18 protein-coding genes are annotated in these 26,963 nt (G+C 70.7%); 13 read left to right on the top strand and 5 right to left on the bottom strand.

The features are described from left to right. Nucleotides 1-51 precede the first annotated feature (51 nt). Nucleotides 52-906 carry a YhjD/YihY/BrkB family envelope integrity protein gene (locus tag ACFU9P_RS22305; protein ID WP_376372358.1) on the top strand — a complete coding sequence of 285 codons (855 nt, stop codon included), beginning with the start codon at nt 52-54 and terminating at the stop codon, nt 904-906. 147 nt (nt 907-1,053) lie between these two features. Here the strand turns inward: ACFU9P_RS22305 and ACFU9P_RS22310 are convergent, their stop codons facing one another. Beyond that, nucleotides 1,054-1,509 (bottom strand): tellurite resistance TerB family protein, encoded by a 456-nt coding sequence (locus ACFU9P_RS22310; protein WP_376372361.1) that lies wholly within the window; start codon nt 1,507-1,509, stop codon nt 1,054-1,056. 175 nt (nt 1,510-1,684) lie between these two features. Between ACFU9P_RS22310 and ACFU9P_RS22315 the strand changes: the two genes are divergently transcribed. The 3 genes from ACFU9P_RS22315 to ACFU9P_RS22325 all read left to right on the top strand — a co-directional run bounded on the left by ACFU9P_RS22315 (nt 1,685) and on the right by ACFU9P_RS22325 (nt 5,810). Further along, nucleotides 1,685-3,127, top strand: a complete 1,443-nt coding sequence (locus ACFU9P_RS22315; RefSeq protein ID WP_384083522.1) for an LCP family protein — start codon at nt 1,685-1,687, stop codon at nt 3,125-3,127. Nucleotides 3,128-3,447: 320 nt separating this feature from the next. Continuing rightward, nucleotides 3,448-4,782, top strand: coding sequence for a hemolysin family protein (locus tag ACFU9P_RS22320; protein WP_376372367.1), 1,335 nt, complete (start codon nt 3,448-3,450; stop codon nt 4,780-4,782). Continuing rightward, nucleotides 4,779-5,810 carry a hemolysin family protein gene (locus tag ACFU9P_RS22325; protein WP_376372370.1) on the top strand — a complete coding sequence of 344 codons (1,032 nt, stop codon included), beginning with the start codon at nt 4,779-4,781 and terminating at the stop codon, nt 5,808-5,810. The genes ACFU9P_RS22320 and ACFU9P_RS22325 overlap by 4 nt, the downstream gene beginning before the upstream one ends. Nucleotides 5,811-5,914: 104 nt before the next feature. Here ACFU9P_RS22325 and ACFU9P_RS22330 read toward each other — a convergent pair whose 3' ends face one another. Beyond that, nucleotides 5,915-6,742 (bottom strand): SAM-dependent methyltransferase, encoded by an 828-nt coding sequence (locus tag ACFU9P_RS22330; RefSeq protein ID WP_376372372.1) that lies wholly within the window; start codon nt 6,740-6,742, stop codon nt 5,915-5,917. 329 nt (nt 6,743-7,071) lie between these two features. Between ACFU9P_RS22330 and ACFU9P_RS22335 the strand changes: the two genes are divergently transcribed. From ACFU9P_RS22335 to ACFU9P_RS22345, 3 genes are all read left to right on the top strand, one after another. Next, nucleotides 7,072-7,635 (top strand): RNA polymerase sigma factor, encoded by a 564-nt coding sequence (locus ACFU9P_RS22335; RefSeq protein WP_376372375.1) that lies wholly within the window; start codon nt 7,072-7,074, stop codon nt 7,633-7,635. Between the two features lie 6 nt (nt 7,636-7,641). Further along, nucleotides 7,642-8,424 carry a hypothetical protein gene (locus ACFU9P_RS22340; protein ID WP_384083527.1) on the top strand — a complete coding sequence of 261 codons (783 nt, stop codon included), beginning with the start codon at nt 7,642-7,644 and terminating at the stop codon, nt 8,422-8,424. Between the two features lie 108 nt (nt 8,425-8,532). Next, entirely contained in the window at nt 8,533-9,729 is a 1,197-nt protein-coding gene (locus ACFU9P_RS22345) for an MFS transporter (RefSeq protein WP_384083530.1), read from the top strand. A gap of 12 nt (nt 9,730-9,741) precedes the next feature. Here ACFU9P_RS22345 and ACFU9P_RS22350 read toward each other — a convergent pair whose 3' ends face one another. The 3 genes from ACFU9P_RS22350 to ACFU9P_RS22360 form a co-directional block, all read right to left on the bottom strand. After that, the gene (locus ACFU9P_RS22350; protein WP_384083533.1) at nt 9,742-11,247 is read right to left on the bottom strand and encodes an MFS transporter; all 1,506 of its coding nucleotides are present in this window, start codon (nt 11,245-11,247) and stop codon (nt 9,742-9,744) included. A gap of 532 nt (nt 11,248-11,779) precedes the next feature. Next, a complete protein-coding gene (locus ACFU9P_RS22355) occupies nt 11,780-13,405 on the bottom strand; it encodes a M4 family metallopeptidase (protein ID WP_376372388.1) in 1,626 nt (541 codons plus the stop codon). 306 nt (nt 13,406-13,711) lie between these two features. Then, nucleotides 13,712-16,669: a glycoside hydrolase family 48 protein gene (locus ACFU9P_RS22360; protein ID WP_384083537.1), complete on the bottom strand. Its 2,958-nt coding sequence runs from the start codon at nt 16,667-16,669 to the stop codon at nt 13,712-13,714. Nucleotides 16,670-16,927: 258 nt separating this feature from the next. Here ACFU9P_RS22360 and ACFU9P_RS22365 point away from each other — a divergent pair, with 258 nt between their 5' ends. From ACFU9P_RS22365 to ACFU9P_RS22390, 6 genes are all read left to right on the top strand, one after another. Then, nucleotides 16,928-18,400, top strand: a complete 1,473-nt coding sequence (locus tag ACFU9P_RS22365) for a cellulose binding domain-containing protein (RefSeq protein WP_384083539.1) — start codon at nt 16,928-16,930, stop codon at nt 18,398-18,400. Then, entirely contained in the window at nt 18,397-20,157 is a 1,761-nt protein-coding gene (locus ACFU9P_RS22370; RefSeq protein WP_384083542.1) for a glycoside hydrolase family 6 protein, read from the top strand. The genes ACFU9P_RS22365 and ACFU9P_RS22370 overlap by 4 nt, the downstream gene beginning before the upstream one ends. A 227-nt stretch (nt 20,158-20,384) precedes the next feature. Beyond that, entirely contained in the window at nt 20,385-23,000 is a 2,616-nt protein-coding gene (lanKC, locus tag ACFU9P_RS22375) for a class III lanthionine synthetase LanKC (protein ID WP_384084228.1), read from the top strand. 61 nt (nt 23,001-23,061) lie between these two features. Further along, nucleotides 23,062-23,190: a SapB/AmfS family lanthipeptide gene (locus ACFU9P_RS22380; protein WP_384083545.1), complete on the top strand. Its 129-nt coding sequence runs from the start codon at nt 23,062-23,064 to the stop codon at nt 23,188-23,190. 172 nt (nt 23,191-23,362) lie between these two features. Beyond that, nucleotides 23,363-25,153, top strand: coding sequence for an ABC transporter ATP-binding protein (locus ACFU9P_RS22385; RefSeq protein WP_384083547.1), 1,791 nt, complete (start codon nt 23,363-23,365; stop codon nt 25,151-25,153). After that, nucleotides 25,150-26,955, top strand: a complete 1,806-nt coding sequence (locus ACFU9P_RS22390) for an ATP-binding cassette domain-containing protein (RefSeq protein ID WP_384083550.1) — start codon at nt 25,150-25,152, stop codon at nt 26,953-26,955. Before ACFU9P_RS22385 ends, ACFU9P_RS22390 begins: the two co-directional genes overlap by 4 nt. The last annotated feature ends 8 nt before the right edge of the window (nt 26,956-26,963 follow it).

Consider the following 26,963-nt stretch of genomic DNA (forward strand, 5'->3'; position numbering starts at 1 on the left):
ATCCGGGGGCCGTGCCCGGGCCGCCCGGCCCTCCGGGGTAGTAGACGACACATGACCAGAAAGCGTCTCGGCGCGGCCACGTTCCGGCGCCGGTTCCAGCGCGTGTACGGCAGGTTCCTGGCCTCGCCTGCCGCGCTCGCCTGGAACCGGGGCCGGGGCATGGAGCTGATGCACCGGGCCATGAGCTTCGCCGCGCTCGGCTTTCTGACGCTGGTGCCCCTGCTGGTGCTGGTCGCGGCGGCGGATCCGGCGAGCGGCGAGGGCTTCGCCCGCTGGCTGGGGCAGGGGCTCGGGGTGTCACCCACGGCGCAGCGGGAGATCCAGGAGCTGTTCGGCAGACCGGGGACGGCGTTGCAGCGCACGACGGCGTTCGGTCTCGCGGCGCTCGCCGCGTTCGGTCTCACCTTCGGCTCCGCGGTGCAGATCGGTTACGAGAAGGTCTGGGAGCTGCCGACGGCCCGCTGGCACACGATGTGGCGCCATGTCGTCTGGCTCGCGGTGCTGGTCTTCTTCCTGCTGGTCTTCGTCAATACGGGGGTGACCTCGGAGTCCAAGTTGGAGACGGTGATGTCGACCGTGGGCGATCTGGTCGGCACGTTCCTCTTCTTCTGGTGGTCCCAGCGTTTTCTGCTGGCCGGCCGCGTCCTGTGGCGCGCGCTGATCCCCGGTGCCATCGCGACCGCTCTGGGGCTGCTCGGTCTGCGGGTGTTCTCAAAGCTGGTGTTCTCGCCCCTGATCGCCGCGAACGCCGTCACGTACGGCCCGTTCGGGACGGTGCTGGTGCTCCAGTCCTGGCTCGTCGGGGTCGGTTTTGTGGTGTACGGGAGCGCGCTGGTGGGTCGGCTGTACCACGAACACCGCACGCATGTGCGCCTCCAGCGGGAGATCGAGGCCGAGGAGATCTGACGTACCGGGCGGGCCGTTCCCCGGCAGCGTCGTCCTCGTGCTTCCGCGAGGTGCGCCGGGGGGCGTGCCGTGTGGGGCCGGCACGCCCCGGCTCATGAACGTACGCCCCGGATCACGGCCGTACGCCGAAGCGCCTGACGACGCTCTCTAGAGGTCGAACTCCTCCGGCGCGATACCGACGGCGAAGCACGCCTCCCGGACGACGGCCCGCTCGGTCTGGTCGAAGTCGCCGTCGGCGCCGCCGATGACGATGCCGATCTGGATGACCGCGCGCGCCTCGGTGGGCTTCTTGGCGACCTTGGCGATGGTCTGGAGGACACCGACCTTGCCGAATTCGAAGTCGAGCGTCAGCTTCTGGCAGTAGTCCTCGAACCGCGCCCTGAGGTCGTCGGCGGGGAAGTTCTGGAGGACCTCGTTCGTCATGATCAGCGAGGCGACGCGCTGCCGCTCGGACGGGTCGATCGAGCCGTCGGCGGCGGCGACCAGGGCGCACATGGCCATGCTCGCGTCGCGGAAGGCGCCGCTCTTGAGGTCGTTCTTCTTGGAGTTGAGCTGTGCCTGCATCGACGAGGCGGAATCCTTGATGCGGTCCCACAGGGCCACGGGAAGTCTCCTGGGAGTGTTGGTCGCTTGCGGTGGCCGGTCGCTACGGGCCGGTCCGTACGCCCGTAAATCTACAGCACTGTAGAAACCATCCCCGGCCGTCTCTACACGCTTGTAGAGAAAGTAGAGTCTACGCATCGCGCAGGGCGATGACCGGCATGGCGGCGCACGGGCAATGGCGTCGGCGGGCCGGAACGGGGGACGGAGGAACGGTGTGGGCAGGGAATCCAGTGGACGACGCGGCCCGGCGGGCGGCGGCCGGGGCGCCGGGGACCGCCCGGGCCGTGCCAGGCTCACCAGGAGGGGCCGGATAGCCGTCTGGTCCTGCGGGACCCTGGCCGTCGGGCTGATCGCCGCGGCGGGCGGCGCCACCTGGATCTACCGGAATCTCGACGGCAACATCCACTCCGCCGACTTCGACAACAAGGTCGGCGGCGGGCGGCCGGTCAATTCGAGTCCGGGCTCCAAGAACATCCTGGTCGTGGGCTCCGACTCACGGGCCGGCGCGAACGCCGCATACGGCAGGAACCTCACCACCATGCAGTCGGACACGCTGATGGTCCTGCATGTGGCCGCCAACCGGAAATGGGCCACCGTGGTCTCGCTCCCCCGGGACTCCTGGGTGACCATCCCGGCCTGCGACCGGGGCGACGGCAGCCGGTCCGCACCGCACCACTTCAAGATCAACGAGGCCTTCGCCATAGGCGGTACGAGCGGGGAGATCGCGGGCGCGGCCGCCTGCACCGTCAAGACCGTGGAGCGGAACACCGGGCTGCGGATCGACCACTTCATGTCGGTCGACTTCCAGGGCTTCAAGGGCATGGTCAACGCGCTGGACGGGATAGAGGTCTGCCCCGAGGCGCCGATCCATGACACAAAGGCTCATCTGGATCTGGCCGCCGGCTGCCAGACCGTCAGGGACGAGAAGGCCCTGGGGTACGTACGGACGCGCTACAGCGTCGGGGACAGCTCCGACCTGGGGCGTATCGGACGGCAGCAGGAGTTCATGGAGGCGCTGGCCGACAAGGCGCGATCGAAGCTCACCAGCCCGGGCGCGCTGTACGGGTTCCTGGACTCCGCCACCCGGTCGCTGACCACGGACAAGGAGCTGGCGGGGCTCGCGCCGCTCTCCGCCCTCGCCTCGGAGATCAAGGACATCCCACGCGAGCGGCTGACCTTTCTGACCGTGCCGAACTATGTGCGCGAGGCCGATGTGCCGACGGACCGGGCCAATGTCGTCTGGCAGTATCCGCAGGCCGCCGATCTGTTCACCGCCCTGACGAAGGACGAGGAGGTGGACAAGGAGCGGCTGACGGCCGACTCCCGGGATCCGGTCTACGCCCACACCGTGCGGGTCCAGGTCCTCAACGGCACCGGCACCCGGGGGCGGGCCGCGGAGGTCGCGGAGACCCTCGGCACGGCGGGATTCACGGTCACCAGGACCGGCAACGCGCCGGAGCACACCCGCGGGACCACGGTCGTCCATCCGCCGGGGCTGGCGGCGCAGGCCGAGGTGCTGGCCTCGCGGCTGCCGGGCAGCGTCACGCGCGAGGACGCGGGGGCCGTCCCCGGGGTGGTCACGCTGACCGTGGGCACGGAATTCAAGGACCCCCGATGATCCGCCGTCGATCCGGTGATCCATGGATCCGTACGGATACGGGCCCGGCCGGCCGGGCCGACGGATGGCGGGTGCTGGACATCACGTTGCGCAGCTTTGCGATTCCTTTACGATAGCGGGAGTGGTGTTCGCACCGCCTCGTGGCTGCCTGCCACGCCCCGACCACTTGACCTCGCAGTATCTCGGACCCCGCAGTATCTCGACATTTCGATATCCCGACCACCTGATCACAGAAGGAGCCGCGGTCCCGCAATGGGTGAGCCTCCCAGTACGAGCCGTGCCGTCGACGTCCCACCGAGATCCGGGGCGGAGGTGGCACGGTGACCGAAGTGCTTCTGCTGCTTCTCGCCCTCGCGCTCACCTTCGCCTGCGCGGTGTTCGTCGCGGCCGAGTTCTCCCTGACCACCGTGGAGCGGAGCGAGCTGGAGCGTGCCGCGGCGGCGGGCGAGCGGGGCGCCGCGGGCGCGCTGGCGGCGGCCAGGCGGCTGACCTTCCAGCTCTCCGGCGCCCAGCTCGGCATCACGGTGACCTCACTGGTCATCGGCATGCTCGCGGAACCGTCGCTGGCCGTGCTGCTGAGCGGTCCGCTGGAGGCCCTGGGCCTGCCGTCGGGCGCGGTCTCCACCGTCGCCACCCTGCTCGGGGTCGCCCTGTCCACGGTGGTGCTGATGGTGGTCGGCGAGCTGGTGCCCAAGAACTGGGCGATCTCCAGTCCGCTGACCGTCGCCAAGGTGGTCGCGGGACCGCAGCGCTGCTTCACCGCGGCCTTCGCCCCGCTGATCCGGCATCTCAACAACACCGCGAACCGGCTCGTGCGGCGGTTCGGGCTGGAGCCCGCGGAAGAGCTGGCCTCCGCCCGTACCCCCGAGGAACTGGTGGCGCTGGTACGGCACTCCGCGCGGGAGGGCGCCATAGAGCCGGACTCCGCCGAGCTGTTCGTGAGGACGCTGCATCTCGCGGAGCTGACCGCGGAGAACGTGATGACGCCCCGTGTGGACGTCCGGGCCCTGGAGGCCCATGCCACCGCGAGTGACGCGGCCAGGCTGACCCTGGCCACCGGGCTGTCCCGCTTCCCCGTCTACCGCGACAGCCTGGACGAGGTCATCGGCACCGTCCATATCCGGGACGTCCTCGCGCTGGACGAGGACCGGCGCGACCGTACGCCGGTCACCGAGCTGGCCACCGACCCGCTGCTTGTACCCGACTCGCTCCCCGTCGACCGGCTGCTGCGGCGGCTGCGGAAGGCGCGGACGATGGCCGTGGTCATCGACGAGTACGGCGGCACGGCCGGGGTCGCGACGGTGGAGGACATCGTCGAGGAGGTCGTCGGCGAGGTACGGGACGAGCACGACCCGGACGAGACCCCCGACCTGGTGCCCGGTGAGCCGTCCGCGGACGGGCGCCGGGTCTGGGAGGCGGACGGCGGTGTACGGCTCGACCAGCTCGAAGAGATAGGTCTCAGCGCGCCCGAAGGCCCCTATGAAACGCTCGCGGGCCTGCTCGCGACCCGACTGGAGCGGCTGCCTGTGGTCTCGGACACGGTGGAGGTCGGCGGCTGGCGGTTCGCCGTGCTGCGCGTCGAGCACCGGCGCGCCGACCGGGTGCTGATCACCGCGCCCGCCCCGGCCGCCGAGCTGACAGGAGACGCCCGATGACCGCCCTCCAGCTCGCGATCGGCGTGCTCACCCTGTTCACCAACGCGTTCTTCGTCGGTGCCGAGTTCGCGCTCATCTCCGTACGGCGCAGCCAGATCGAGCCCCTGGCGGTCAAGGGCAGCCGCCGCGCCAGGAGCACCCTGTGGGGTCTGGAGCATCTGTCGGCGGCCATGGCCACCGCGCAGCTCGGTATCACCATCTCCTCGCTGGTGCTGGGCGCGGTCGCGGAGCCGGCGATCGCGCATCTGCTGGAGCCGCCGTTCGAGGCGGCCGGGGTGCCGGAGGCACTGATCCATCCGATCGCGTTCGTGATCGCGCTGACCCTGGCGACGTATCTGCACATGCTGATCGGCGAGATGGTGCCGAAGAACATCGCGCTGGCCGCGCCCGCGCCGACCGCGCTGGCGCTGGGTCCCGTGCTGGTGGCGCTGACCCGGGCGCTGCGGCCGGTGATCTTCGGGATCAACGCGTTCGCCAACGCCATCCTGCGGCTGCTGAAGGTCGAGCCCAAGGACGAGATCGGCTCGGTCTTCACCGACGACGAACTCGTCCGGCTGGTCAAGGACTCCAGCGCCGCGGGGCTGCTGGACCCGGCGGACGGGGAGCGGCTGCGGGACGCCCTGGAGCTGGGCACGCGCCCGGCGGGCGAGGTGATGGTCCCGCTGAGCAGGACGGTCACCGTCGACCACCGGATCACTCCGCGTGAACTGGAGCGTGCCGCCGCGGCGTCGGGCTTCTCCCGGCTGCCGGTCACCGGGCCCGACGACACGATCCTCGGCTATCTGCACATCAAGGACGCGCTCGGTGCCGCCGACCGCACCCGGCCCTTTCCGCGTGCCGCGCTGCACACGGTGATCAGGGTCGAGATCGACACCCCGCTGGACGACACCATGACCGCCATGCGCGCCGCCGGGACCCATCTCGCGGCCGTCACCGGTGACAAGAAGACCGTCATCGGCTTTGTCACCATGGAGGACGTCCTCGACGAACTGGTCGGCCCCGCGGCCGGCTCACCGACCGCCGCATAGCCGGGCGGCGGACAGAGCGGCCGGTGCTCCGCCCCGAGCACCGGCCGCTCATCCCGCCCGTACGTGCCTACGCCTGCCGTGGCCCGTACCGTTGCCCACCTGCCTCAGGGCTTGCGTGCCACACCGACGTAGAGGGCCGCTTCCTTGAGGGTGACGGTCTCCGCGTGGTCCTCGGGGTCGGGGCGCCACTCGTGCGAGGGGACGATCCCGGGGTCGAGCAGCTCCCAGCCGCTGAAGAAACGGGTGATCTCCTCGCGGGTGCGGGCCTGTCCCGGTGTGCCCGACGCGCGGTACGCGGTGGTCAGCCGGGCTATGCCCTCGGGGTCCCACTCGGCTGTCACATGGGCGATCGCGAGCGTGCTCCCGGACGGCAGCTCCTCCTTGAGGAACTCGACGATCTCATGGGCGTCGTACTCGTCGGTCACGAAGTGGAGCAGCGCGTTCAGGCTCAGCGCGATCGGCTGGGTGAAGTCCAGTGTCGCGCGCAGCTCCTCGGTGGCCAACAGGGCTTCCGGCGCCCGGACATCGCCGTGCACATACGCCGTGCGCCCGGCGGGATGGCTGTGCAGCAGGGCACGGGCATGGGCCAGCACGATCGGATCGTTGTCCGTGTAGACGACATGGGAGGTCGGGTCCTCGCCCTGCGCGACCTCATGGAGGTTCGGCGAGGTGGGGATGCCCGTACCGATGTCGAGGAACTGGCGCATGCCGTTCCTGGCGAGGAACCGTACGGAACGGTGCATGAAGCGGCGGTTTATCCGGGCCGTCGCCAGGATCGAGGGGAAGGCCGTCATGGCACGGGCCGCGGCCTCGCGGTCGGCGGGGAAGTTGGTCGTACCGCCCAGGTAATAGTCGTACATGCGCGCCGAGTGCGCCCGGTCCAGCTCCAGATCCACCGCGCCGTTGTCCCCCACCGTGTCTCCCCCTGGCATCGTTACTGTTGGTTTCCGTCGTTGGTTCCGTCGTCGGGTTCCGTCGCGTACCGACAGTCCCTGACTCCCCACCACTCGATACGGACAACCGTACGAGATGCGCCAACTCCGGTTACGGGTGGGCCGGGTGGGAGAGGAGAAACTAAATGGCCGAACTGATCCACCTACGAGGCCGAGTAATCATATGATGACTATCAGCGAAAAGCCCCAGAGGTGCTCTGCACGGTGAGGGCACTCTTCCGGTTGGCTGACCAGTGAGAGAGGACCACACCTCTCGCGCCGACGCCCTCTGCCCTGGAGCGGCGCGGCGCCCAGGGAACGGGGCGTCCGTGCACGTCGATCTGCAAACCCCTCACCGGCCGCAACGGCGGCTGGAGTTGACATTCGACGCTTTCGATTCGCACCACCACACGCTCTGGCTGCGCTACGCCCACAGCCAGGTCGGCAGCAGGGCCGCCGCCGAGGAGGTGGTGGACGCCGCTTGTGCGCGGCTGCTGGAGCACTGGCAGCATGTACTTTCTCAGGCGTCGGTGTCCCGGTACGCCTGGGCGGTCCTGAAGGAGGAGGTGGCATGGTGGCTGGACGATCATGGCGCTCAGCCCGCCCTGGTCGGCACGGCCGCGTTCCAGGCGGCGGTCCGCAAGCTCTTCCTGAACGAGACGCTCGATCAATTCGCGGTGCTGCAAGGGGAGATGGGCCTGTACGGGGCGATCTCCCGGCTTCCCGAGCGGCAGTACGACGTCATTGTGCTGCGCTATGTCCTTCAGGTCCCGGACGAGGAGGTCGCAGAGTACATGGGCATCGAAGTCGCCACGGTCCGTTCTCACATACGGCACGCCAGACGGCGGCTGGCCAAGATACTCGACTTACGAGAGACCGAGACGGAAGAGTAGACGCCCGTGCGCCGTACCAATGAACCCCCCTCCGCATCCGTCGAGGTGCTGCTGGAGAACGCGGAAGTTCTCGCCGACACCTACGACGACTACGACACGGAAGCGGCCCGCGGACGGGTTGCCGCCCGCCGCCCGCCGGAGAAACCTTCTTGCACCGCGAGTACGGCCGCGGGTGCGGCTGCGAGTACAACCGCGGGTACGGGCATGGCGCCCCCGCGCCGCCCGTCCGCCCATGAGCAGGCGGCCCAGGATCTCAATCTCGCCGTGGCCCTGATCCTCAACGCCCCTGAGGCGGCGGCCAGTCTGACGCGGCTCGTCGACCACGACAGCATCGACCCGGAGGGCGCGGTCGTCTTCGCCGCCCTGCTGCATCTGACGGGACATCAGGACGCGGCGCAGTTCTGGTGGCAGTTCGCGGCCGGCGGCGGCAACAGGACCGCTGCCTTCTGTCTCTTCCTCGCCCATCAGCAGCGCGCCGAGTTCAGGGACGCGGCCTACTGGCGCGGTCAGTCGCGCCGGCTGCCCCGGCCGGGCCGGGCGAAGACCGCGCCGACGCTCTCCTCGCTGCTGCCGGAGACGGTCAGGCACGATCTGCTGAGCCAGTGCCACCGGGGCCGCCATCCCACGCTGCCGGCTCCGCTGGAGGCGGTCATCAACCGGCTCCGGGTGGACAGCGCGGACGAGGACTTCGGGGAGGTCCCCCAGCCGGATGTCAGTCTGCCCGCCGATCTGACACGCGGGGCGGGCAGCGTGGGATGGCGGCCCCGTAACTGCACTCAGGGCCCGTAACGCGGACGCCGGGTCGGCGGCGGCGCCGTCCGGCGAATGGCCGCACGGGGCGGTACGCGGCGATCGCGGGCACGGCACGCGCGGCGCCCGGCTCGTACGGTGGCTTGCATGATCATTCGCACGGGCGGGAGCCGGCGCCCCGGATATCCGGCCGCCGCCGCGGTGTTCGCCATCGGTATGACCGGTACGACCCTGCCCACCCCGCTGTACGGGCTCTACCAGGAGGAACTCGGCTTCTCCGAGCTGACGGTCACGCTGGTGTTCGCGGTGTACGCCATCGGGGTGATCGCCGTCCTGCTGCTGGCGGGCAACTACTCCGACGAGGCGGGGCGGCGGCCCGTACTGCTGATCGCTCTGGGGTTCTCCGCCGCCAGTGCCCTGTGCTTTCTCTTCGAGGGCGGTCTGCCGCTGCTGTTCACCGGGCGGCTGCTGTCGGGCTTCGCCGCCGGGCTGTTCAGCGGGACCGCCACGGCCACGGTGCTGGAGCTGGCGCCGCCGGGGCGGGAGGCCCGGGCGGGGCTCGCGGCCACCGCGGCGAACATGGGCGGTCTGGGCTGCGGGCCGCTGCTGTCCGGTGTGCTGGCCCAGTACGCGCCCTGGCCGCTGCGGCTGCCGTTTCTGGTGCATCTGACGCTGGTGGGGGTGGCGTGCGTACTGACCTGGCTGCTGCCGGAGACCGTACGGCACCCGAAGCGGTGGCCGCGGCCGAGACCGCAGGGGCTGTCGGTGCCGCCGCGGGTGCGCGGGGTGTTCGCGCCGTCCGCGCTGGCCGCGTTCGCGGGGTTCGCGCTGCTGGGGCTGTTCACCGCGGTGGCGCCGAGCTTTCTCTCCAGGACGCTCGGGATCCACGATCTGGCCCTGTCGGGCGCGGTGGTCTTCTCGGTGTTCCTGGCGTCCACGGCCGGACAGGCGCTGCTCGGGCGGGTGGGGGTACGGAGGGCGCTGCCGGGCGGCTGTCACATTCTGGTGATCGGGCTGCTGCTGGTGGGCGCGTCCCTGGCGGTGGAGTCGCTGCCGCTGCTCGTGGCGGGCGCGGTGTGCGGGGGCTTCGGCCAGGGGCTGGCGTTCCGCGCCGGGATGGCCGCGGTCGGCGGGGCGGCGCCGCCGGAGCACCGGGGCGGTACGATCTCGGCCTTCTTCGTCGTCGCGTACGCGGGGATCTCGCTGCCGGTGGTGGGCGTCGGGGCGCTGACGCTCTGGCTGGGGCTGCGCACGGCGGGGCTGGCGTTCACGGCCTGCGTGATGGTGCTGACGGCCGCCGTCGGGCTCCATCTCCAGCGGCGCCCGCCGGCACCCGGACCGTGACCTGGTATGTCCTCAGGTGCCGGGCGGACTCGTTTTCCGATGACCCGCCCGGTGGCCCGCGATCACATCCGCCACGGCCACCACCAGCGCCGCCAGTACGAACGCCACCGACACCACCAGGCCGTGGTCGTACGCCGTGGGCCAGCCCTCCGGCCCCACCTGTGCGAAGAACACCGAGCCCACCGCCGCGATGCCGATCGCGGAGCCCACGCGCTGGCCCGTCTGGAGAGTGCCGCCCGCGCTGCCCGCCATGGGCACCGGCACCTCGGCGAGGGTCAGTGTCTGGTTGGGCGTGATGACAAGGCCACTGCCCAGACCGGCCAGGAGCAGCGGCGCCGCCATCGCCCAGCCCGCGGCGTGCCCCGGCACCAGATGGACGGCGAGCGCGGTGGCCGCGAGACCGATCGTCACCATGACCAGCCCGATCACGACCAGCGGGCGTCCGAAGCGGTTCACCAGCCGGCCGCCGATCCCGGCCGCACCGCCGGAGCCGACGGCGAACGGGGTGATGGCGAGCCCGGCCTCCAGGGCGCTGTAGTGGAGTCCGCTCTGCAGATAGAGCGTGGTGATGAAGAAGATCGCGGTGAACCCGCCGAAGTAGAGCAGGATCAGCAGGCACCCCAGCCAGAACGAGCGGACGTGGAAGAGCGACATGTTCAGCACCGGCTGGGTGGTGCCGGACCGGCAGCGGGACTCCCATTTCACAAAGCCGGTCAGCACCGCCGCCGCCACGAGCAGCAGCAGCCATTTCTCGTTGCCGTGCCACTCCTGCGACTGGACGAACGGCAGCAGCAGGGCCAGCACACCGGAGCCCAGGAGCAGCACCCCGACCGGGTCGAGATCGCGCGGGCTGACGCGGCCCGCACACGGGGTGTCGGGCAGCAGCCGCCGGGCGAGAAGGAGGCAGACGACGCCCAGCGGAAGGTTGACGTAGAAGACCCACCGCCAGCCCTCGTCAGCACCGGCCAACTGGATGATCAGGCCGCCCAGCAGCGGTCCCACGGCCATCGAGATACCGACCACCGTGCCGAACAGTCCGAAGGCCCTGGCCCGTTCCCGGCCCGCGAACATCTGCTGGATCAGCGCGGAGATCTGCGGGGTGACGGTGCCTCCGGCGAAGCCCTGCACCAGCCGGGCGATCACCAGCCAGAGGCTGGACTGGGCCGCTCCGCAGGCCGCGGACGACAGGGTGAAGAGCGCGAGCCCCACCATGAACACCGGGCGCCGGCCCCGGGCGTCGCCGAGCCGCCCCGCCGGGATCAGGAACAGGCCGAAGGCGAGCGCGTACCCCGACAGCACCCACTGGATGTCGGAGACCGGGGCCCGCAGCCCCTCACGGATGGACGGCAGCGCGACATTGACGATGGAGACGTCCAGAAGGGTCATGAACCCCGCGACCAGACAGACCGCGAGCGCCTTCCAGCGGCGCGGGTCGGGAGCCCCCTCCGTGGCGAGCGGGCCGGACGGGCCGGACGCACCCGCCGCGGCTCCGCTCTCCCGCCCTGCGTCTCCGGCCATGCTCGGACCCTAGTTCGCCCGCTCCGATCCCTCATCCGGAGCGCGCCGACCGGTGGACTCGCCGGTGGTCAGCCGTACCGCGTTCGAGCGAGCGCCATGGGTGAAGAGGATGCCGTTCGCGTGCTTGATCTAGGCCTTGAGCCCGGAGGGCGCTGCGGCCGGCGAGCCGTCCCGTACGGAATGGCCGGCCGCGGCCCGTCCCGGGGCCTTGCGGGGAGACAGCCACGCGTGGCCGGCCTCCTGGTCCTCCGGTGTCAGCTCGCCCGCCGGCAACGAGACCTCGACGGGTGCGGACGCCGGACAAGGAAGGCGCGCAGCCAGTAGTGGAAGGTCATCCGGAAGGGCAGCCCGTCGGCCTGGCCGCAGCCGTGCTCCTGGACCGTGAACGTGGGCGAGACCGACGTCCGGACCAAAGGCCCGTCAACGGCCCGTGTACGCGGAACGCCGCAGCCGGCCTCTCGGAAGAGACCGGCTGCGGCGCCCGGGAAGTACGGGGAATGCACGGATATTCACATATCCGAACCTGGCTGCGTCACTTGACGTTGATGGCCGTCCAGGCCGCGCCAACCGCCTTGTACTCGGCGCTGGTCGTGCCGTACAGCGCGCCCGCCGCACTGAGCGTCGCGGTGCGCGCCTTCGCGTAGTTGGTGGAGGACGTCATGTACGTGGTGAGCGCCTTGTACCAGATCTTGGTGGCCTTGTCCCGGCCGATGCCGGTCACCGTCGAGCCGTCGTACGTCGGGCTGTTGTAGCTCACGCCGTTGATCGTCTTGGCGCCGCTGCCCTCGGAGAGCAGGTAGTAGAAGTGGTTGGCCGGGCCCGAGGAGTAGTGGACGTCGAGGCCGCCGAGGGTGGACGACCAGTAGTCCTTGGACGCTCCGTCCTTGCTCGGCCGGTCCTGGTAACGCAGCGGCGTGCCATTGCCGTTGATGTTGATTTCCTCGCCGATGAGGTAGTCGCCCGGGTCGTTCGGGTTGGCGGCGTAGAACTCCACGGCGGTGGCGAAGATGTCGGAGGTCGCCTCGTTGAGGCCGCCGGACTCACCGCTGTAGACCAGACCCGCGGTGGCGGCGGTGACACCGTGGCTCATCTCGTGGGCGGCCACGTCGATCGAGGTGAGCGGGTGGGTGTTGCCCGAGCCGTCGCCGTAGGTCATGCAGAAGCAGCTGTCCTGCCAGAAGGCGTTGACATAGCTGTTGCCGTAGTGGGCGCGGGAGTACGAGCCGACGCCGTTGTTCTTGATGCCGTTGCGGCCGAGGACGTTCTTGTAGAAGTCCCAGGTCGTCGCGGCGCCGTAGTGGACGTCGACGGCGGCGCTCTGCCTGCCCCCGCCCCAGATGTCGTCGGCGTCGGTGAAGAGCGTGCCGGTGCCCGAGGTGCCCTGGTTCAGGTCGTAGGTCTTGTGACCGCCGCGGGCCCCGTCGGTGAGGTTGTACGTGGTGCCGCTCTTGGTGGTGCCGAGCGTGACGGAGCCACCGTAGGTGCCCGTACCGGTGCCGGTCTGAACGGCCTCGTTCCGGGACAGCTCCTTGCCGGTGGCCGCGTCGGTGACGACATGCAGCTCGCTCGGGGTGCCGTCCGGCTGGACGCCCTTGACGACGGTCTCCCAGGCGAGGACGGGCGCGCCGGTGGCCGCCCAGATCACCTTGCGGGGCGCGGTGTCCGCGGCGGCCTTGGCAGTCTTCTCCGCCGAAGCGGCCTTCAGGGCACCGGACTTGGCGGTGGCCTGGGTGACCGCGGCCTCGGTGGAGGCCACGGCTATCCGGGCCGTGGTGGCCTTGGTGACACTGCGCTCGCCCGCCGGGGCCTGATGGACGATCAGATCGCCGCCCAGGACCGGCAGTCCCGCGTAGGTCCGCTCGTACCGGGTGTGGACCGTGCCGTCGGCGTCCTCGATCACATCGCGGACGACCAGCTTCTCCTGAGCGCCGAGCCCGAGGGACCTGGCTTCGCCCGCCGCGTCGGCCTGGGCGGCCTGGATGGCCTCGACGCGCTGGCCGGGGGTGAGCAGCAGTGCGGTGGCGCCCCGCTCGCGCGAGGTGTCGGGCCGGGCACTGGCCGTGCCCGACTGGATGCCGACGACCACCATGGCGGCGGAGGCGGCGAGAGCCACGAGACGGGCGGTGTTCCTGCGAGGAGTGGAAGCTACGAGTCTCACTCAGTCTCCAAGAGTGCCGGGCCGCCACAAGGGCGGTCCTTGTGTGGGGGTGGTCATGCGCATGATCGATGCGCTGAGCCGTCCAGAGAGTGACACCGATCGGACTCGCAAGAACAGATCGCATACCAGGATTTGACCTTGAGTTGTCAATTCAGCACGGCATACGGACACCAAACGGGCGTAGTGGCGGGGGAGATGGGAGCGGAGGGCCCCGGGCGGGCGACAGCCGGGACCCTCCGCGGTCGGTCCGGCACGCGGGTCCTCAATCCGCGTGCCGTCACTGTGAGTTGGCCGTAACAGTCGGCGCTACTCGAAGAGATCGGAGTACGCGCCCAGAGCCAGCGCGATGTCCGCCTGTGCCCAGAACCGGTGGTAGGTGAAGGTCGGCGCGGCCCCGCCCTGCAGATACGCCTCGACCTTCGACCAGGCCGGGTCGCTCTCGTAGAAGGACCGGATCGACTCGAAGGTGGAAGCCGAGTTGATCGTGTCGCCGTTGGGCATGGTGCCGGTCCAGCCGCTCGGGACATAGACCGGGTCGTCGAACCGGCTGTAGTCGGTACGGGTTTCCGGGACCGCGATGCCCAGGGCGTCCTGGTGGTGGTCCCACATCCCGTCGAGCAGCGCCTTGGCCGTGTCCTTGGCCTCGGTGTCACCGGACCTCGCCGCGTAGTACGAGAGGGTCTTGGCGTACGCACCGGCCACACCGACATCGTTGGTGTAGTCGGCGACGGTGACATGCAGACCGGCGTTGGCGCCGGGCGTGGTGGCGTTCCAGGTGTCGGGCTTGCCGGACCACTGGAGGGTGGACGGGATCCGGTACGTACCGTCCGGGTTGACGGTGGTCTCGGACAGCGCCCACGCGACCCACTTGTCCAGCACCGCCTTGGCGGCGCTGTCCCCGGTCTGGTGGTAGTACTCCGCGACACGCTCCATGGACCACGCCTGGAAGCCGAACCACTGGTTGGACGGCGGGTCGTGGTAGACGGGCGCCTCGTCGTAGTACATGCCGTAGAACGTCGGGGTCCCGGCCGGGGGCTGCGCGTACCGCCCCTGCCAGCTGTTGGTGGCACCGCCCGCGATGGCGCCCTCGGACGACTGGAGCCAGCGGTAGAACTCGACCTGCCGCTTGAGGCTGGTGCTCCAGTCCTGCTGGCCGGTGGCCGACTTGGGCTTCAGGTCCGGGTACGAGCTGAGCGCCCATGCGGCCATCGGGTTCTGGTAACCGCCGTGGGCGAAGCTGGAGCCGATGCGCCAGGACCAGCCCGCCGAGGTGTCGGTGGCGCCGCCCCAGGCGTAGTACCAGGAGAGCAGATAGTGCGAGCTGTTCTTGCCGCTGCCGGCCGGGCAGGCGGTCTCGCCCGCGCAGTTGCCGACCCGCTTGAAGTACTTGTCGTACATGGCGTAGCGGAGATAGTCGCCCATCTTCGCGGCCTTGGCGACATTGGCCGCGACCTCGCCGCCCTTGCCCTGCTCCTTCGCCCACTCCGAGGCCCAGTAGGCGGCCTGGACAGCACGGGCGTCGGCGTCGGGCGCGTTGGTGAACTTCCACTGCTTGGCATAGGAGGCGTCACCGGTGAACAGGTCGAGATAGCCGTTCTTGCCGCCGTACTTGAAGGCGTCACAGGTCGGCTGGGGCACCGTCTCCCAGACGGACTCCTGCGGCCCGCGCTGGAAGGTGTTGATGTACGAGGGGCCCTGGTCGGCCGGTCCCGCCTCGCACTTGCCGGGCGCGTTGCCGTATCCGTAGACGTTGTCCACGTCCTGGATCCAGTGCATGCCGTAGATGTCGTCGGTGCCGTAGGCGCTCTTCAGCTCGCCCGCGATGGGATCGCTCCCCACCGGGACACCGCCGTTGAGCTGCGAGGGGTACTGCGAGGGCAGGTCCCACTCGGGCGCGTAGGTGGCGGGCTTGGAGGCGGTGTAGAAGCTGTTGGTGGACTGGTCGGCGTGGGTGGGGATCATGTAGCGCTCCATGGTGTCCCAGGCGCCGTTGAACTTGCTCCAGTCGCCGGTGACCTTGCCGTACATGGCCTGGAGCCAGATGAGATAGCTGTACGCCTCCGAGGTCGTCTCGTGCCCGTGGTCGGGCGCCTCGACGATCAGGGTCTCCACCGAGTGGTACGGGATGCCCTCGGGCGAGAAGTAGCCGGCGGCCGGATCGGTGATCTTGCCGTACAACTCCAGGAAGCGGGCGTCGTAGCCGGAGGTGGCCGCGAGCTGGGTGACGGTGACCTCGGCCTTGGCCTGGCCGGTCGCGCTCGCGGTGAAGGTGGCGGCGCCGGTGCCGGTGGCCGCGGCGGCGACGGTCACCTGCTGGGCGGTGTCCCAGTTGGCGGGGGTGAAGGTGAGGCTCGAACCCGCGGTGACGGTGAGGCCGGTGTTGCCCGCGGTACGGGCCACGGTCACCCGCACATCGGCCGTCGGCCGGGCGGAGAGCTTCACCCCGAAGGTGCCGGTCGCGCCCTGCCGTACCCCGAGCTGTGTGGGGCTCGCGACGAGGGAGGGGCCGGCGGCGACCCGTACCCCGACCGGGGTGGACTCGGCCGCGGCGCCGAGACCGTCATAGGCCTTGGCGTACAGCGAGAGATCACCGGCGGGCACATTGGTGTAGTTGAAGGTGTAGGGCGAGGTGGTGTCGGTGCCGAGCAGGGTCGTGTCGCTGTAGAACTCGACCTTGGTGATGCCCGCGCCGTCGGCGGCGGCCGCGGTGGCGGCCATCGGGATGGTGCCGCCCGCGGTGAAGAGCGCGCCGGGGGCCGGGCTGGTCAGCACGGCGATGGGCGGCTGGTGCGCGCCGGTGCAGGTCACACCGTTGACGGCGAAGACGGTGGGCGCCGTATTGGTGCCGCTGTAGCTGAAGTTGGCGCCCGCGGTGGCCGCCGCGCCGGGCGCGATGCGGCCGTTGTGACCGGCGTTGGTGACGGTGACGTTCTTGCCGGACTGGGCCCAGGTGCCGTTCCAGCCGTTGGAGAGCGTCTGGTTGCCGGTGTACGCGTAGGTCAGCGTCCAGCCGTCGATCGGGTCCGTACCGCGGTTGGTGATGGTGAGATCGGCCGTGAAGCCGGAACCCCAGTCATTGGTCTTGTAGTCGACACCGCACTGGACCGCTGCGGCGTGCGCGGGGGTGCTGTTGGCCGCGGTCAGCGCGAGCGGCAGGGACAGGGCCGCCACCAGCGCGGTCAGCAGCCGGCGGGCGCCACGGGCCCGGCGGCGTCTTCCGAGCGGGGGTGGCGCGCCTGGCGGTGAACCTCGTAAGCCGAGCATGGGGTGGTCCTCCTCGCGGTCCGGTGCGGGTGTGGGGCGGGAGTGCGAACCAGTGGGAGCGCTCCCAAGCGTCGAGCGGGACCGCGAAGGTGTCAAGAGTTTGAACAAGACGCACGTCCGGGGGGATCCGTCGATAAAAGAAGTCAACCGCGGTGTTGACTCACGCCACTTCGGCGCTACCGTCAAACGCAACCAGTGGGAGCGCTTCCATCAGTCATACGCCGTGTCAGGCGGCGTACCGGACCGAGGAGTCGCTCCATGCGAGCACCACCGCGCCTCGGCGCGCTGCTCTGCGCCGTGGCCCTGGCCGTGGCGGGCACCACCCTTGTCCGGCCGGCGGCCGCGTCGGGAACCGCGGCCGCCTGCACCGTCGAGTACAGCGTCACCGGTCAGTGGGACTCCGGCTTCCAGGGCGGCGTCACGCTGACCAATCACGGGGGTCCGGTCAGCAACTGGACTCTTGCCTTCGACTTCCCGGGGAACCAGAAGGTGACCCAGGGGTGGAACGGCAAGTGGTCGCAGTCCGGTACGACCGTGACCGCCGTGAACGAGAGCTGGAACGGCACGATCCCGGCCGGCGGCTCGGTCAGCGCGGGGTTCGTCGCGTCCTGGTCGGGGTCCAATCCCCCGCCCACCGCGTTCCGGGTCAACGGGACTCCGTGCGAAGGAGATCCGGGTCCCGGCGATCCCACCGATCCGCCGCCCGGCCCCGGAGACACGCCGCCGAAGCTGCGCGCCTCGGGCAACAGGCTGGTGGACGAGAACGGAACGGTCCGGCGCATGCTCGGTGTCAACCGCTCCGGGGGCGAGTTCATGTGCGTCCAGGGCCGGGGCATCTTCGACGGCCCGGTCGACGACGCCTCGGTGCGAGCCATCGCGGACTGGGAGGTCAACACCGTACGGATACCGCTGAACGAGGAGTGCTGGCTCGGGCTGCCGCACATCAACGCGGCCTACGCCGGGGCGAATTACATCCGGGCCGTCGAGCAGTACGTGACCCGGCTGGAGGCGCAGGGCATCACGCCCGTCCTCGAACTGCACTGGTCCCACGGCAGATACACGGGCAATGACAACCACTGCCCTGACACCGAGTACGCCACCTGCCAGAAGCCGATGCCCGACGCCCAGTACACACCGGCGTTCTGGACCTCGGTCGCCCAGACCTTCAAGGACGACGAGGCGGTGGTCTTTGACCTGTTCAACGAGCCGTTCCCGGACCGCGCCACCAGCAACACCGACGCCGCGTGGACCTGCTGGCGCGACGGCGGAAACTGTCCCGGGATCGACTTCCCGGTGGCGGGCATGCAGTCGCTGCTCGACGCGGTACGGGCCACCGGCGCCCGGAATCTGGTGCTGATCCCCGGCGTCGCGTACGCCAACGACCTGCGCCAGTGGCTGAAATACCGGCCGGCGGACCCGGTGTCCAATGTCGCCGCCGCCTGGCACTCGTACAACTTCAATGTCTGCGCCAACGAGAGCTGCTGGAACGAACAGCTCGCCCCGGTAGCGGCCCAAGTGCCGTTCGTGGCGGGCGAGATCGGCGAGAACACCTGCTCACACGGCTATCTCGACCGGGTCATGGCCTGGCTCGACGGCCGTGGCGCCTCCTATCTGGGGTGGACCTGGAACACCTGGGACTGCTCCTCAGGACCCGCTCTGATCAGCGATTACAACGGCACGCCGACCAATTTCGGCGTGGGACTCCGTGACCATCTGAAGGGACTCTCATGAGCCGCACCACCTCTCCACCGCGCCGCGCCCGTACGGCGCTGGTCGCCGCGAGCGCCTTGCTGGCCGCCGCGGCGGGCACCGCGACCGTACTGGAAGGGCCCGCCTCCGCGGCGGCGGCCGGCTGCACCGTCGCGTACACCGTCCAGACCTCCTGGGACAGCGGCTTCACCGCCAATGTCAGTGTGACCAACACCGGTGACGCGCTCAGTTCCTGGAAGCTGGAGTGGAATTTCGCCGGCAACCAGAAGGTGACCCAGGGCTGGAACTCGACCATCACCCAGACGGGCGCGGCGGTCTCCGCCTCCAACGCCGCCTGGAACGGCGCTCTGGCCACCGGCGCTTCGGCGTCCTTCGGCTTCAACGCCTCGGCGACCGGCACCAACGCCGTACCGACGTCCTTCAAGCTCAACGGTGTCACCTGCAACACACCGGGCGGTGGCGACCCCTCGGACCCGCCGCCCACCGACCCGCCCACGGACCCGCCGACCGACCCGCCGCCGGCCGGCTCCAAGGTCGACAACCCGTACGCGGGCGCCGGTGTGTATGTGAACCCGGAGTGGTCCGCCAAGGCGGCCGCCGAGCCGGGCGGCAGCAGGGTCTCCAACCAGCCCACCGGTGTCTGGCTGGACCGGATCGCGGCCATCGAGGGCGTCGGCAACGGCATGGGCCTGCGCGACCACCTCGACGAGGCGCTCCGCCAGGCCGCGGGCAATCCGCTCGTGGTCCAGCTCGTGATCTACAACCTGCCGGGCCGTGACTGTTCCGCGCTCGCCTCCAACGGAGAGCTCGGCCCGACGGAGATCGACCGCTACAAGACGCAGTACATCGACCCGATCGCCGCCATCCTCGGGGACAGCAAGTACGCGAGTCTGCGGATCGTGACGACCGTCGAGATCGACTCGCTGCCCAACCTGGTCACCAATGTCACACCTCGGCCGACCGCCACTCCGCAGTGCGATGTGATGAAGGCGAACGGCAACTATGTCAAGGGAGTCGGCTACGCTCTGAACCACCTGGGCGCCGTCTCCAACGTCTACAACTATGTGGACGCGGGCCACCACGGCTGGCTCGGCTGGGACGACAACTTCGGCCCCACGGCACAGATGTTCAAGCAGGCCGCGACCGCCGAGGGCAGCACCGTCGACAAGGTGCACGGCTTCATCGTCAACACCGCCAACTACGGTGCGACGAAGGAGAACAACTTCACCATCAACGACAATGTGGCCGGCAGGTCGGTCCGTGAGTCGAAGTGGGTGGACTGGAACCGCTATGTCGACGAGCAGTCGTTCGCGCAGGCCTTCCGCCAGGAGGCGGTCCGTGCCGGCTTCCCCTCGGGCGTCGGCATGCTGATCGACACCTCGCGCAACGGCTGGGGCGGTACGGCCAGGCCTTCCGGGCCCGGCGCGCAGACCAGTGTGGACACCTATGTGGACGGCGGGCGGTACGACCGCAGGATCCACCTGGGCAACTGGTGCAACCAGTCCGGTGCCGGCCTCGGTGAGCGGCCGAAGGCGGCGCCCGCGGCCGGGATCGACGCGTACGTCTGGATGAAGCCCCCGGGCGAGTCCGACGGCGCGAGCAAGGAGATCCCGAACGACCAGGGCAAGGGCTTCGACCGGATGTGCGACCCGACGTACACCGGCAACCCGCGGAACAACAACAACATGTCGGGCGCGCTGCCCAACTCGCCGCTCTCCGGCGACTGGTTCTCCGCGCAGTTCCAGGAGCTGATGAGGAACGCGTACCCGGCGCTGTAGTGCTGCGGTAGTTGCTGCCGCGGTAGTTGCTCGTAGTACGAGCACGGGACAGGGGCCGGCGGACCCGAGTGGTCCGCCGGTCCTTCGTGTGTGCGCAGACCCGTGTGCGGCAGCCAACTGCCCTTCGTGCGTGCGGAGTCCATGCCGGGGACGTGACATCGGCGACTGTCTCCCCTTTCCACGGCCATGACACGGTGAGCGGGTCATCGGCCGAGGGGGAGGCGCTCGTGAACAAGGGGTACGCCCAATTCTGCGATGCCGACCGGCATTTCTACGACGCACCGCACCGGCTGTCGGCCGCAGAGGGGGCCGTCGCTGGCACCGGACACCAGGCGCTGTACGAGGCCGCCCGGCAGCCGGCACCGGCCGGCTGGCAGCGGCACCGCGCCGGCGACTGGCTGGCCTGGCGCCCGGCCGACTGCCAACTGCCCGCCCAGGGCTGGAAGATCCATGTCTCGGCCTCTCTGGACAACGCCGAATCGGTCCTGGACCGGGTCATGGGCTACTGCGTACCGCGCTCCATCCCCTTCAAGTTCGTACCGAGCCGCTATCTGCTGCACACCCGCAACGCCAAGTACGCCGACCGCGCCGCCAGCGGGAAGTTCATCACGGTGTATCCGGCCGACGACCAGCGGTGCGGTGTGATCGCCGCGGAGCTGGACGCCCTGCTGGCCGGCGAGCCGGGACCGTACATCCTGAGCGATCTGCGCTGGGGCCGGGGCCCGGTCCATCTCCGCTACGGCAGCTTCACCCGGCGGAACTGTTACGACGCCGCGGGCGAACTCCGCCCGGCCGTCGAGGACTTGGACGGACGGCTGGTACCGGACCTGCGGGATCCCGTCTTCCGGATACCCGAGTGGGTCACCCCGCCCGCGTTCCTGCGGCCGCATCTCGCGGCGCGCGACGCCATGACCGTCACCGGTCTGCCGTACACCATCGAGCGGGCCCTGCACTTCTCCAACGGCGGCGGGGTCTATGCCGGGCGCGACGACCGGACCGGTGAGCGGGTCGTACTGAAGGAGGCACGGCCGTACGCCGGTCTGGCCGCCGACGGTGCGGACGCGGTCACCCGGCTGAAGCGCGAACAGGCGGCGCTGGAACGGCTTTCGGGGCTGGCCTGCACTCCGGAGGTGCTCGACAGCTTCACCCTCGGCGGCCATCACTTCCTGGTGCTCCAGTACATCGAGGGCAGCCCCCTCAACACCTTCTTCGCCCGCCGCCACCCGCTGATCGAGGCCGCTCCCGACGCCGGGCGGCTCGCCTCGTACACCGCCTGGGCGCTGCGGATCCACCGGCTGGTGGAGGAGGCCGTCGAGGCGGTGCACGGGCGCGGGGTGGTCTTCAACGATCTGCATCTGTTCAACATCATGGTCTCCGAGGACGAGTCGTCCGTGGTGCTGCTCGACTTCGAGGCCGCCGCGCCGGCCGATGACAACGCCCGCCAGATCGTGGCTCATCCGGGGTTCGTGGCACCGGCCGGCCGGCGTGGCTTCGATGTGGACCGGTATGCGCTGGCCTGTCTGCGGCTGGCCCTGTTCATTCCGCTGACCAGTCTCTTCGCGGTCGACCGGGCCAAGGCCGCGCATCTCGCCGAGGTGGTGGCGGCGCGGTTCCCGGTGGAGCGGGCGTTTCTCGACGAGGCCGTGGCGGAGATACTGCGGGAGCCGTCGGGCGCCCGCGCGGAGTCGCCCGCTCATCCGGGGGCTGTCGGTGACGGCCGTGCCACGAGGGCATATCTGCCGGCCGAGCCCGCCGACTGGCCCAGGAGCCGGGACTCGATGGTGAACGCCATCCTCGCCTCGGCGTCGCCGGAGCGCGAGGACCGCTTCTTCCCCGGTGACATCGCCCAGTTCGCGACGGCGAGCGGCGGTCTCTCGTTCGGCTACGGCACGGCGGGGGTGCTGTACGCGCTGGCGGAGAGCGGCGCGGGACGGTGTGTTCCGGCGGAGGAGTGGCTGCTGCTGCGGACGAAGGAGCCCGCCTCGGGCACCCCGCTCGGTTTCTACGACGGTCTGGCCGGGATCGCCTGGACGCTGAACCGGCTCGGTCATGAGCAACGCGCCCTGGAATTAGCTGATCTGATACTCAGTCAGTCCTGGCGGTCCCTGCCGCCCGATCTCCATGGCGGGGCCGCCGGACTGGGCCTCGCGCTGGACGACCTGGCGGCGGTGTCCGGAGAGACGGGGCTGCTTGACGCGGCTCTCCGCTGTGCCGAGCCGGCCGCCGCCGCGGTGTCGGGCGGTCCGGGGCTGTCCCGCGCGGGGCTGCTGTACGGCGGTGCGGGTATCGCGCTGCTCTTCATCCGCCTCTACGAACGCACTCAGGACACCGCGCTGCTGGACCTCGCGGCCGACGCGCTCCGGCGCGATCTGGCCCGCTGCAAGCAGACCCCGGACGGCTCGCTCCAGGTCGACGAGGGCTGGCGCACCATGCCCTATCTGGGCGCGGGCAGTGTGGGCATCGGCATGGTCCTCGACGACTATCTCGCGCACCGCGCCGACGATGCCTTCGAGCGGGCGCGCGGTGAGATCGTACGGGCGGCACAGGCCACCTTCTACGCGCAGCCGGGGCTCTTCCGGGGCGCGGCGGGGATGGTGCTGTATCTGAGCCGTACGACCGCCCCGGGCCCCGGCACCGGACCGGCCGACGTACGCCGCCAGATGGACGCCCTCTCCTGGCACGCCATGGCCTACCGCGGCCAACTGGCCTTTCCCGGCGAGCAGATGATGCGGCTGTCGATGGATCTCGCGACCGGCACCGCGGGCTGTCTGCTGGCACTGGCCGCCGCGACGGGCGACCGCCCGGCACGGCTGCCCTTCCTCCCGCCGCTCCGGCGGCCCTAGAGCCGGCTCCCGTCGGGAGCCGAAACAGAGCACACCGTCCCCATGAATGAGAGGAACTGTCATGCCCCTTCTCGACCTGCAGTCGCTGGAGATCCCGAAGGAAGAGGCCACCGGCGATGTCGCCACGGGCAGCCGCGCGAGCCTGCTGCTCTGCGGTGACAGCAGCCTGAGCGTCGTCACCTGTAACTGACGTCCGGGTCCCGGGCGGTCCGCCGCCCGGGACCTGCCAGGCGGTACCCCAGCCGCCTGAAGGCTACGGACCGGAGGAGGATCCCGCCCCGATGGATGTCCCGCGCAGGGAACCCCCTCCGTTCCGGGAAGGCCACCCGCTCAAAGGGGGCCGTGACTGTGGCGCACCGCTCATGGCGGCGCGGTCCGGCCCCCGTCCGCTGTACGACGCGGCCCGGCACAGCGCGGGCCGTACCGTGGCCGTGTTCCTCTGCTCGGCCGCTTCTGCCGCCGCGTCGCTCGCCGTGCCCGTGGCCATCGGCCGGACCCTGGACCTGTTGCTGAACCAGGAGGGTGGCCGAGTGGCCCAGTGGCTCATCCTCTGTACCACTGCCATCGCCGCAGAGGTGCTCCTCGACGCCCTGGTGGCCCTGCTGAGCGGTACGGCCGGGGCCCGCTCGACCGCGCTCCTGCGGGTCAGGGGCCTGGAGCGGCTGCTCGCGGCGCCGCCCGGGCACGCGGCCCGCCTCTCCCCCGGCGATGTCGCGGCCCGTCTCTCGGCGAACGCGACGGAGGCCGGTGCGGCGCCCGTGACCGCCGCGGCCCTCGCGGCGTCACTGCTCGCCCCGGCCGGGGGAATCGCCGCGCTGTTCCTGATCGACCTCTGGACGGCCGTCGTCTTCCTCGCCGGTCTGCCGGTCCTGGTCCTGGTGCTGCGCGCCTTCACCCGTGGCTCCTCCGACAGTGTCGCGCGGTACCAGCGGGTGCAGGCCTCCATCGCGTCCCGGCTTGTCGAGGCACTGGCCGGGGCGCGGACCATCGCCGCCGCCGGTACGACGGAGCGCGAGCGGGCCCGTGTCCTCGCTCCGCTGCCCGAACTCGCCGTCCAGGGACGGCGGATGTGGAGTGTGCACGGCCGGGCCGTGGCCCGTGCCGGTGTCCTCATGCCGCTGCTGACCACCGGTGTGCTGGCGGCCGGCGGTGTACGGCTGGCCTCCGGCGCGATCAGTGTCGGTGATCTGCTGGCCGCTTCCCGGTACGCGGCGCTGGCGGCCGGGGTGGGCGCAGCCGCCGGGTTCCTCGGCTCGCTGGTGCGGAGCCGGGCCGCGGCCCGCAGAGTGGCCGAGCTGCTGGCCCTGCCCCGCCTCGCCTACGGCGCCGCGTCATTGCCGCCGGGCGGGCCCGGCAGGCTCGAACTTCGCGGAGTACGGGTCGTGCGCGACGGCCACGTCCTGCTCTCCGGTGTGGATCTGACGATTCCCGGGGGCATCTCGGCGGCGGTGGTGGGGCGTTCGGGGGCGGGCAAGTCGACCCTCGCCGCCGTCGCCGGGCGGCTCGCCGATCCGGACGAGGGTTCCGTACTGCTCGACGGTGTGCCTCTGCACGCCCTCGGGCAGGGGGAGTTGCGCCGCGAGACCGGCTACGCCTTCGAGCGGCCGGTCCTGTGGGGCGACACCCTCGGTGAGGCCCTGGCGTGCGGCGCCGAGCGGGCCTCACCGGAGCGGGTACGGGCGGCGGCACACGCGGCGAGCGCGGACGCGTTCGTACGGCTGCTCCCGCACGGGTACGACACGCCGCCCGGCGAGGCGCCGCTGTCCGGGGGCGAACTCCAACGGCTCGGCCTGGCACGGGCGTTCGCGCACGCGGGACGGCTGCTGATCCTCGACGACGCCACCTCCAGCCTGGACACGGTCACCGAGCGCCAGGTGGAACGGGCCCTCGACCGTGATGTGCGGGCAGGCACCCGGCTGATCGTCGCGCACCGGCTCTCCTCGGCGGTCCGCGCCGATCTGGTGATCTGGCTGGAGGAGGGCCGGGTACGGGCGGTGGGGCCGCATGAGGAGCTGTGGCAACTCCCGGCCTACCGCGAGGTGTTCGCCCCGCCCGGGCCGGTGACCCGCGATGACCCGGGGCCGCACGCCAGCTTCGTACCGTACGGAACCGAGCGTCCGGCGGACGCTCCCATGGAAGGGCCCGGCCGGTGACGGCGGCCGAAATGACCGGCCGGGCTCCAGGCGAGGCCCGGGGGACGCTGAGCGGCCTCCTCCCCCGGGCCCGCCGCTTTCTGCTGCGCAGAAAGGGAGTTCTGCTCAGGCTGGCCGGCTGGTCGCTGCTGGAGTCCGCGCAGACCTTTCTCGGCGGCTACTGTCTGGCACGGGCCCTGGACCGCGGATTCCTGACGGGGCGAACGGGATCCGGCCTGGCGTGGCTGGGCGTGGCAGCGGTGGCGATCCTGGCGGGCGGTCCGCTCGTACGGGGAGTGTTCGCCCAACTGGCGTTGCTCGTCGAGCCGTTGAGGGACGGTCTGGTCCGCCGGGCGGTGACACAGGCCCTGCGCCGGGCAATCGCGGAACCGGGGCGTGAGGACGGCGGGGCGGTCTCCCGGGTCACCCATCAGACCGAGATCATGCGGGACAGTTTCGCGGGGCTCGTCCTGACCGTCCGGTCCTTTGTGTTCACACTGCTGGGCGCGCTGGCCGGGCTGCTGACGCTTACGCCGCTGTTCCTGCTCGTGGTCGTACCGCCGCTGGCGCTGGGGCTGCTGCTCTTCCTCGCCACGCTGCGGCCGATGGCCGCGGCCCAGCGCGCATTCCTGGATGCCGACGAGGCGTTCGCCGACCGCGTCGGCGCGATCGGCGCCGGACTGCGCGACATCGCGGCCTGCGGCACGGGGGCGGAGGTAGGGGTCCGTACGGAGCGGCTCATCGACGCGGGGGCGCGCGCGGCGCATGCGCTGGCGCGCTGGGCGGCCGTACGCACTCTGGCACTCGGGGTGGCCGGTCAGCTACCGGTGATCCTGCTGCTGGCCTGCGCTCCCTGGCTGCTGCGCCAAGGGGTGACGGCGGGTGCGCTGGTGGGGGCGCTCGCCTATCTCGTACAGGCGCTGCTGCCCGCCCTGCATACCCTGATGACCGCGCTGGGGGCGGCGGGCACCCGGCTACTGGTGGTGCTGGAACGGTTCGAGGACCGGACGGCGGAGCCGGCGGCGGCACCCATTGCCCCGATGGTGAGCGGCAGTACCGGGCCGGTCCGGTTCCAGCGGGCCGTCCTGTCCGGGGCGCGGTCCCCGTCGCCGCCCGCGGTCGAGGTCCGGTCGGTGACCCTGGCGTACGGTCCCGGAGTACCGCCCGTTCTCGACGGCCTCGATCTGACCGTGGAGCGGGGCGAGCACATCGCGGTGGTCGGGCCCAGCGGTATCGGCAAGTCGACCCTGGCGGGCGTCGTCTCGGGGCTGCTGGTTCCCGGTCGGGGCACCGTACTGCTGGCGGGAGAGCCCGTACCGGGGCTGCGGGCGGAGGAGCTGGCGGAGCGCCGCGTACTGATACCGCAACAGGCGTACGTATTCACCGGCACCGTCCGCGACAATCTGCTGCATCTGCGGCCCGGGGCATCGTCCACCGAGCTGAGCCGGGCCGTCGACGCGCTGGGTACGGGCGGTCTGATCGGCCGGCTGGGCGGGCTGGACGCGCTGATCGAACCCGCGAGGCTCTCCCAGGGCGAGCGCCAGTCCCTCTGTCTGTGCCGTGCCTATCTCTCCGCCGCGCCGCTGATGATTCTGGACGAGGCCACCTGTTATCTCGATCCGGTCGCGGAGGAGCGGGCGGAACGCGCTCTGGCCTCTCGTCCCGGCACCCTGATCGTGATCGCACACCGGCTGTCGTCCGCGCGCCGGGCGGACCGCGTCCTTGTCCTGGATGGCACCAGGCCGGCCTTCGGAACACATGAGGAACTGCTGGCCGGGTCGGCTCTCTACCGTGATCTGATGGGCCACTGGCGCAGTGGCTGAGCCACCGG

This window comes from Streptomyces sp. NPDC057617, from assembly GCF_042800555.1.
Taxonomy (GTDB): domain Bacteria; phylum Actinomycetota; class Actinomycetes; order Streptomycetales; family Streptomycetaceae; genus Streptomyces.

Coding starts and splice junctions, on each gene's coding strand:
- ACFU9P_RS22305 (WP_376372358.1), top strand. CDS start 52: ATGACCAGAAAGCGTCTCGGCGCGGCCACGTTCCGGCGCCGGTTCCAG.
- ACFU9P_RS22315 (WP_384083522.1), top strand. CDS start 1,685: ATGGCGTCGGCGGGCCGGAACGGGGGACGGAGGAACGGTGTGGGCAGG.
- ACFU9P_RS22325 (WP_376372370.1), top strand. CDS start 4,779: ATGACCGCCCTCCAGCTCGCGATCGGCGTGCTCACCCTGTTCACCAAC.
- ACFU9P_RS22330 (WP_376372372.1), bottom strand. CDS start 6,742: ATGCCAGGGGGAGACACGGTGGGGGACAACGGCGCGGTGGATCTGGAG.
- ACFU9P_RS22345 (WP_384083530.1), top strand. CDS start 8,533: ATGATCATTCGCACGGGCGGGAGCCGGCGCCCCGGATATCCGGCCGCC.
- ACFU9P_RS22350 (WP_384083533.1), bottom strand. CDS start 11,247: ATGGCCGGAGACGCAGGGCGGGAGAGCGGAGCCGCGGCGGGTGCGTCC.
- ACFU9P_RS22360 (WP_384083537.1), bottom strand. CDS start 16,669: ATGCTCGGCTTACGAGGTTCACCGCCAGGCGCGCCACCCCCGCTCGGA.
- ACFU9P_RS22365 (WP_384083539.1), top strand. CDS start 16,928: ATGCGAGCACCACCGCGCCTCGGCGCGCTGCTCTGCGCCGTGGCCCTG.
- ACFU9P_RS22370 (WP_384083542.1), top strand. CDS start 18,397: ATGAGCCGCACCACCTCTCCACCGCGCCGCGCCCGTACGGCGCTGGTC.
- ACFU9P_RS22380 (WP_384083545.1), top strand. CDS start 23,062: ATGCCCCTTCTCGACCTGCAGTCGCTGGAGATCCCGAAGGAAGAGGCC.
- ACFU9P_RS22385 (WP_384083547.1), top strand. CDS start 23,363: ATGGCGGCGCGGTCCGGCCCCCGTCCGCTGTACGACGCGGCCCGGCAC.